The organism is Kitasatospora sp. NPDC057223 (assembly GCF_042669755.1).
Classification (GTDB): domain Bacteria; phylum Actinomycetota; class Actinomycetes; order Streptomycetales; family Streptomycetaceae; genus Kitasatospora.
Genome location: NZ_JBHUWW010000199.1, coordinates 4459 through 11274, shown reverse-complemented (window position 1 = coordinate 11274; position 6816 = coordinate 4459). Strand labels below are relative to the sequence as shown.

The window sequence follows — 6816 nt, the reverse complement described above, 5'->3', positions numbered from 1 at the left end:
GCGACCCGGCTCGGCCGCACCGAGCCCCGCTTCCTCGCCAACGTCCTGGGGGCGGAAGCCTGCGGCTTAAGCAGCGCCTGGCGGCGCTGCAGCGGGCCTGACGGCCCGCCAGGGCCGGGGGGTGCCGGCTGCGCCGTCACCGTGCGTGGTTGCTGCCGGGGGCTACGCCCCCGGGGCCCGGCTGCGCCGGGCGGGGTGGGCGGGTGGCGGGGGCAATTCGCCGGTGGCGAATTGGCTTGCCCGGGGCGGCCCCTGGCGGGGCCTCAACTCGGTGAGCGGCGGGCGTCGAAAGCGGCACGGGCCTGCGGCCCGCCGTGGGGCCCGTTCCGGCCTGCGGCCGGGAGCGTTCACGATGTGGCGTGAATTGCCGGTAGAGGGGCCACCCCTGGCGGGGTGTCCGAGCGGGCGTTCACGATGTCGCGCGAATTGCCGGTAGGAGGGCCGTCCCTGACGGGACAGGAATCCGGCTGGCCTTTCGTTCACGATATCCCGCGAATTGCTGGTAGAAGCCCATCGGCCCGATATCGGCCCCGTCGCTGCGCACCGGGCGCGGGTGCTCTGCGGCCCCCGTGGCGGCCCGTAGGGCAGCCTGCGGCCACCAGGGAGGAGAGGCAGGGGCGGGCGGCGCCCTGGCGGGCTCCGCAGCGCGCCGTGAGCGGCAACAGGGGGAGGGCAGGACGGGCACCTGCTGCCGGGGGCGGGGCGGCTGCCCCAGGAGAGCCACGGGAGGAGGGGCCGGAGCACGGCGAGGGCTCCGGGGCCCCGGGCGCGGCGGGGACTCCGGGGAGCAGCAGGCGGCGGATATCGGCGGGCGGCGGGTGCCGACGGGCAGCGGCCTGCGCACCGGCAGTGAGCGGGTGGCGGTGCGCAGCGGGCGAAGGCCGGCCCCGGCCCCGACGGCGGCGACGGCGGCGGCGGAGAGAGCGGCGGGGACAGCGGCATGAGCGGCGGCGGGCACCAGGAGCTCGCCGAACCACCCCCCGGACACCACCGCCCCGCCCCGGCGGCCCGACGACGGGCCCTCCCCAGGGCGCGACAGCGGCGCGGTAGAGGAAGTAGCCATACCACCCGACGGCGCCAACCCCCGGGCACGACAGCCGCCACCACACCCCTTCCCAGGGCGCAGCAGCGGCCACCGCACCCCCTCCCGAGGACGGGGCGACAGCCACGACCGCAGTGCGGCGCGCAGCACCGGGCGGGTGCGGCGCAGGCCTGCGGCAGGGCCCGGCGGGCGCTCCCGGCCGGGCACCGAACCCGCCCCCGGCTCCCACCACCACCCCCTCCGTGAGCCGCGCGAGCACCCCTGCGGCCAGCGACGCGACGACGATGCAAAAGGTGTCACGCACTCGGGGACCGAGATGCAAGAACTGTCAGGAACTCCACCCCCGGGCCCAAGGGGGACAGCACCGGGAGCAGTACCACGCCCTCGGCGGGCGGGAGCGGACACGGGCCGGGGCGCAGCACCGCAACGAGTACCACCCCGATCCAGGACAGGGCCACCCACCAATCCGGCCGTCAGCCCGGCACCACCACCTGGTCCTCCAACAACCACCCGCTCTCACACGGGCGGCCTGACGGCCGCGAAGGGGGTGCCGGCCTGACGGCCGCACCGGCGGGTGGCTGGGGGCGGGGCCTGACGGCCCGCCAGCGCACAGGTGAGCGGGACCGGGCCCGCGACACCGGCCCGGAGCGGCGGGCCCGAGAACGGCGCGGGGCAGGGGCGGGCGCGGGGGGCGGGCGCGGGCGGTGGCCTGCGGCCCCCGGCGGGGCACAGCGGGGCGTAGCCGGCACGGGAGGTGCCCGGGGTGGTGACGGGCCGGGCGGATATCGCCTTGGCCCGCCGTCCTGCGACGGGTTGACTGTCCCTGGCTCGCCAGCACCACGCCCCGGAGGAGAACCGTGGAAGACCCCCAGTTCACCGTTGTGCTGACCGACGCCTCAGCAAACGGGCCGGCGGCCCTGCGGGCCGTCGCCGCGGTCACCGGCCTGAGCCTGTGGCACAGCCGGCAACTCCTCGACAATGCGCCCGCCACCGCACGCGAGGACATCCCCTTCGCCGACGCCGAGGCAACCGCCCAGCGCCTGCGCCGCGCCGGTGTACCCACCGCCCTGCGGTGCGGCTGGTGCCGACGCACCCTCCCCCACGACGGAACCCCGGTGGACCCAGATCCGTGCACCTCCCGGTACTGGCCCACCCCACACTGCCAAGCCAACTCCCTCACCAGCTGCGACTGCCACTCATGCACCACCCACGGCCCCTACCCCGGCCACACCCGGAGCAACTGAACCCCAGAACCACCCCAAGCCAGGACAGCAAAGCCGCGGGCGGCGCGCGGGGCCGGGGAGGGCGAGTCAGGAGCAGCGGCCGTGAGTCGGACAAAGCAGAAGGAGTCCCTTACAGGTTCCCGCCCGGCGCGAACTCGGCCTCCGCGAAGGAGATCCCTCCACGCTCTTCGTAAGAGAGCACCATGCGGGGCGAGAAGTGGGGCTCCTGGCGAAAATACTGCCGGTATCCGGCAGAGCGGAACTTCAAATCGAAGGAATCCCCGTCGATGTGCCACAACGGATCGTCCGACTTCCCCTCCACCTCCGACTTCCCGATGTCATAGATGCCCAACTTCATAGAGGAAGTCTTGAATTCGAGACTGCCCTCCACGTCCCACACCTCCTCGAATACCAGCGTGGAAGGAGCCATCCAGAAGCTGAACCGCTCCTCGGGCGGGACGGGGTGCACCCAGCCGACGATGTAGTCGATGTCGAACAGCAGGCACGGCAGGAACCCACCGGAAATATTGGGCCTTACACAGAACCCGTGGATGACGACGTTGCGCCACTCCATGTCATCGAAATCGGAGGTGCTCCACAGGCTCTTCGTCAGACCGGACCCAGGATGCGCGAACTCACTCATGACGCCATCCAACCGGACACCACCACCCCGGCCCCAGCAAGGGCAGGAACAGGGGCAGCCGGGGCATCGGCCACGGCAGCGCCCCGACGGTGCCATCGCGACACGGGACCGGCGGCGGCACGAGACAGGCGGGACGGCCGCCGACCGGGCACGGGCACGGGGCCAGGGCAGGACAGGGCGCGGGGCGCGGGCCGGGCACCACCTCCTGATCCTCCAGCTCCTCCTGGCCCTCCACCGCGGGCAGCCTGCAGCCGCGATGGGGGTGCCGGCCCGGCAGCCGCACCGGGGGGCGGGGCCGGGGCGCGGCGGCCCCGCAGCGGGTGGGTGGCGGGCCCGGGTGCCTGCGGCACCGGGACAGTGACGGCAGGACCGATGGCGGGGCCGTCAGGCCGGGGCCGTGGGGACGGGGCCGTGGCGGGGCCGTGGCGGGACGGCAGGGGCGGCCTGCGGCCCCCCGGGGCGGGGCACCGGCACCGCCCGCCCTCCCGGCGGCACCGGTGCCCTGGCGGCCCCCGGCAGTCACTGCACCCGGGCGGCCACCCGGCGGCCAGCACGAAGGCCAGGAACAGCAGCAGGCCCCGCCCGGCCCCGGGCCCGGCGACGGACCGCCAGCACGCGGACAGGCCCCGCCGGGCCGACGGGCCGACAGCGGCGGACGGGCCGACGCGAGGGCACGTCCCAGCCTGTCCCAGCCCCCAGCCGAAAACACTCCCACCTGGGCAAACGACCTGGGACCGTCCCAGCAAAACCGGGCAAACCGGGCGTGCTGGGACAGAGCCAGGACAGGCTGGGACAGAGCTGGGACAGGCCCGTCCCAACCCCGGAAGAAGCCGGCCGCCGCCCCGTACGGCGGGCGGGCGGCGGGCGGGCGCAGCCGCACGGACAGGTTCCACCGGGCACAGCCACCCCGGCCGGGGGCCGAGGAACCGAAGCACAGGACCGGGCACGGGCACGGGGCCGGGACGCGGGGACGGCCGCGGGGCCGGGGACGACGGGCGGGAAGCAGCCCGCCCGCCCCAGGGGCACCGCGGGCCCCCTGTTGCGGCCGTCGCGAACCGGCCCGCCACGGGGGAACCGGCCCTCCCCCGCACATCACCGGCGCGACAGCACCCCAGGCGCCACAGCTTCTCTGCACCAACTCCGGAAGGTGCTGAGCGCTCGTGATTCGCGACGCGGCTGCGACCGGAGGGTCGCGTCAAGCGTGGCCGAGGAGTTCCTCGCGACGTGCTAGCGCCCAAGCGCGCTCCTCCTCGATGTCCGGGATGAAATTTTGCCGCAGGAATGTAGCCCAGGGATCCGCGCCGAGCCGGCCCAGGCGCGCGATCCGGTCAGTCTCGTCACGCTGCAACCGCGCCAGCCCGTCCAGCACGTCGGCTGGATTCGCACCGTATGCTTCGCAGAGCAGTCGCAGCCGTCGTGCCAACGGAGCGCCGGCTGCGCCGTACCCGGCCCTGCGCTGACGCTCGGGAAGCCGCAAAGGCACGCTGTACCAAGCCAATTGTGCGAGATCCTCCAACGCCTCGCCAGGTATGGCCAGGTCCCAGTCAATGACGCCCACGAGCCGGTCGTCCTCCCAGACCGAGTTCCAGCTCGTGAGGTCGCCGTGGCGCATGATCAGCCCGGGCCGCCAGCGGACGTCCGGGTCGCACCAGACGGCCTGCGGTGAGGGCCGGAAGTCGCGTACTGCCTCGTGGTAGTCGCGCAGCCACCGCCCGAGCGCGATGACGCCCTCGTCCGCGAGGAGCGCCGGTGGCCACGGGGACAGCCCGACTTCGCCGTGCAGCAGCGACACCACCTCATAGCCGTCCACGGGACCGTCGCCCAGGGCGCGCGGCGCGCCGGCGAATCCCACCCGTTCCAAGTGGCGCAGCAGTTCCCGCACTGCGGGGGTCCACACGCGCCAGGGCCTGAGGATGGTCTCGCCCTTACGGCGTACGGTCGACAGACCGCCGCGCATCGATTCACCGTCCTGGATCATGGTCGGATCCTAGTGAGCGGCGGAATCGGCCCTGGGCGCGGTACCACTTTCGTCTGGCTTCAGGAGCGGAACTGGGCTTGGTGCGGGCGAGCCGGGCGCTCACATGGTGTGGCCCCGTGAGGGCTCGTGCGCGACCGGCGGATCACCAACTTGGTGCAGTCAACAGACCACACGCCACAGGGCACGGCCGGGCCTCCCCGGTCAGGCCAGCGAAAGCCGCACCCTCCCGTCCGGCAACGGCTCGTACAGGACATCCCTCACCGCCCCGCCGGCCGCCCAGGTCGAGGTCGTCAGCATGTGCCCGCCGTCGACCGCCAGCTCACCACCCGCAGCACGCACCACAGCCACCAGCACCTCCAGCGCGTGCCAATCGGGAGCGATCCGGCGCGGACCGTACAAGTCGTTGTCCATACCCCCACAACGACCACCAGCCCCCAGAAGCCACGCCCCCCAGCAGACAGGGCCCAGCGAGCAGCCGCAGCGGGCCAGAACCGGCGGGCAGGCGGGGCCCGGCAGGCAGGCGCGGCGGGGCCCGGCGGGCGGGGGGCCGGCGGGCAAGGCCCGGGCCTGAGGGGTCGGCAGCGGCCAGGACAGCGGGGCCGTGGCGGGACGGCAGACGGACGGCGGGACGGCCGGGCCCGACGGGACCGTGGCAGGACCGTGACGGGACGGCAAGGGGCGGGCGGGTCAGTGAATCGTGCCTGTGCCCTGCTGGGCTTCGACGTATCTGACGTATATGCCGAAGTAGGGCACGCAGTTCACCCTCGGGTCGGCCGGCGAGATGGCGGCGGCGATGGCGCGCACCACGGTCAGGTGGGTCTGGGTCTTGCTGCCGAAGGCCTTCAGCCGGGCCACGGCGGAGCGGGCCTCAGCCTTGAGTTCCCAGGGTTGCTCCACGCAGCGGGCTGCCAACGCGGCGAAGGCCTGGTCGTATGCATCGGCGCTCTCGGTGGTGGCGCCCGACGCCTGGTCCAGGGCGCGCAGCGCCTGCGCTGCGGCGGACAGCTCGGTTGCGGCGGGGGTCGGCAAGGGCTTGACGGTGACGGTATAGCCGCTGCTGCAAGCGGCCAGCAGGAGAGTGGCGGCCACGGCCAACACAATTCGCCGAGTGTTCGTCATGTCACTTGACGCTAGCTTGAATTGGGAGACACGGCGAGTGATACAGCCGATACGGACAGCTCGACCGCTCCGGCCCCTGGGCAGAATGCGGGGCACGATCAGCGACCGGCGAGACGACAGGACCGGTACAGCGCCGGCGGGGACGAACCCCACGCGCAGAGATCCCTCAACAGCAGCGGCGAGGACCCGGCAGGCAGCCCCGGCGACGTCCCGCCAGCACACGGACACAGCCCCGGCGTGCCACCAGGAGCAACCGGGCGCAGCCCCCAGCCGAAAACACCCCGCCGGGGCCGGGGCCGGCGGCCGGGGACGGCCGCCCGAGGCACACCGCGGGCCCCTGTCGCGACTGCCGCGGACCGGCCCGCCACGGAGGAACCGGCCGCGAGGCCGTGTCCCAGCCCCGTCCCGGACCCGGGCCGGCCAGGAGTTGAGATCCGCCGGTCACTTCCGCACGAAGACGTCGTACAGGACGAGCGCCAGCGGCAGGCCCACGAACCCGGCCGTCACCATGATGATGGTCAACCGGAGGCGGAGCCTGCTCCAGTACTCCGCCTGTCGGCCCTCGGGGGTATCGGTGCGCCAGATCGGCTCCACCTCGACACGGCCATCGGCGATGGCCGCCACCGCTTGCAGCACGTCCTCGGGATGGTAGTAGGAGTAGCTCTGGCCTCCCCCGTACGTGCCGTAGGTCGGCCCGGGGACCATGTGGTCGCGAACCCCCGCCAGGTGTGCCACCCACCCCACCCAGTCCTCCCGCACGGACCACAACCCAGCGACCTAAACAGCGGTCAGCCAGGTCCCCGGGTCGTAC

6 protein-coding genes are annotated in these 6816 nt (G+C 73.8%); 1 reads left to right on the top strand and 5 read right to left on the bottom strand.

Going from position 1 to position 6816, the window contains the following annotated elements; translation table 11 throughout:
• The first annotated feature begins 1899 nt into the window (after positions 1–1899).
• Positions 1900–2286 carry a ribosomal protein L7/L12 gene (locus ACFUK0_RS37675; RefSeq protein ID WP_380258136.1) on the top strand — a complete coding sequence of 129 codons (387 nt, stop codon included), beginning with the start codon at positions 1900–1902 and terminating at the stop codon, positions 2284–2286.
• Positions 2287–2395: 109 nt separating this feature from the next.
• Here ACFUK0_RS37675 and ACFUK0_RS37670 read toward each other — a convergent pair whose 3' ends face one another.
• From ACFUK0_RS37670 to ACFUK0_RS37650, 5 genes are all read right to left on the bottom strand, one after another.
• Positions 2396–2908 carry a hypothetical protein gene (locus tag ACFUK0_RS37670; protein ID WP_380258134.1) on the bottom strand — a complete coding sequence of 171 codons (513 nt, stop codon included), beginning with the start codon at positions 2906–2908 and terminating at the stop codon, positions 2396–2398.
• Between the two features lie 1195 nt (positions 2909–4103).
• The gene (locus tag ACFUK0_RS37665) at positions 4104–4886 is read right to left on the bottom strand and encodes a phosphotransferase (RefSeq protein ID WP_380258132.1); all 783 of its coding nucleotides are present in this window, start codon (positions 4884–4886) and stop codon (positions 4104–4106) included.
• 201 nt (positions 4887–5087) lie between these two features.
• Positions 5088–5297 carry a hypothetical protein gene (locus ACFUK0_RS37660; protein WP_380258130.1) on the bottom strand — a complete coding sequence of 70 codons (210 nt, stop codon included), beginning with the start codon at positions 5295–5297 and terminating at the stop codon, positions 5088–5090.
• A 276-nt stretch (positions 5298–5573) separates the two neighbouring features.
• Positions 5574–5975 carry a hypothetical protein gene (locus ACFUK0_RS37655; RefSeq protein WP_380258128.1) on the bottom strand — a complete coding sequence of 134 codons (402 nt, stop codon included), beginning with the start codon at positions 5973–5975 and terminating at the stop codon, positions 5574–5576.
• Positions 5976–6446: 471 nt separating this feature from the next.
• Positions 6447–6740 (bottom strand): hypothetical protein, encoded by a 294-nt coding sequence (locus ACFUK0_RS37650; protein ID WP_380258126.1) that lies wholly within the window; start codon positions 6738–6740, stop codon positions 6447–6449.
• Positions 6741–6816 lie beyond the last annotated feature (76 nt).

What these genes read in the sequence shown, in the direction of transcription:
- ACFUK0_RS37670 (WP_380258134.1), bottom strand. Translation starts at nt 2,908, where the DNA reads ATGAGTGAGTTCGCGCATCCTGGGTCCGGTCTGACGAAGAGCCTGTGG.
- ACFUK0_RS37665 (WP_380258132.1), bottom strand. Translation starts at nt 4,886, where the DNA reads ATGATCCAGGACGGTGAATCGATGCGCGGCGGTCTGTCGACCGTACGC.
- ACFUK0_RS37660 (WP_380258130.1), bottom strand. Translation starts at nt 5,297, where the DNA reads ATGGACAACGACTTGTACGGTCCGCGCCGGATCGCTCCCGATTGGCAC.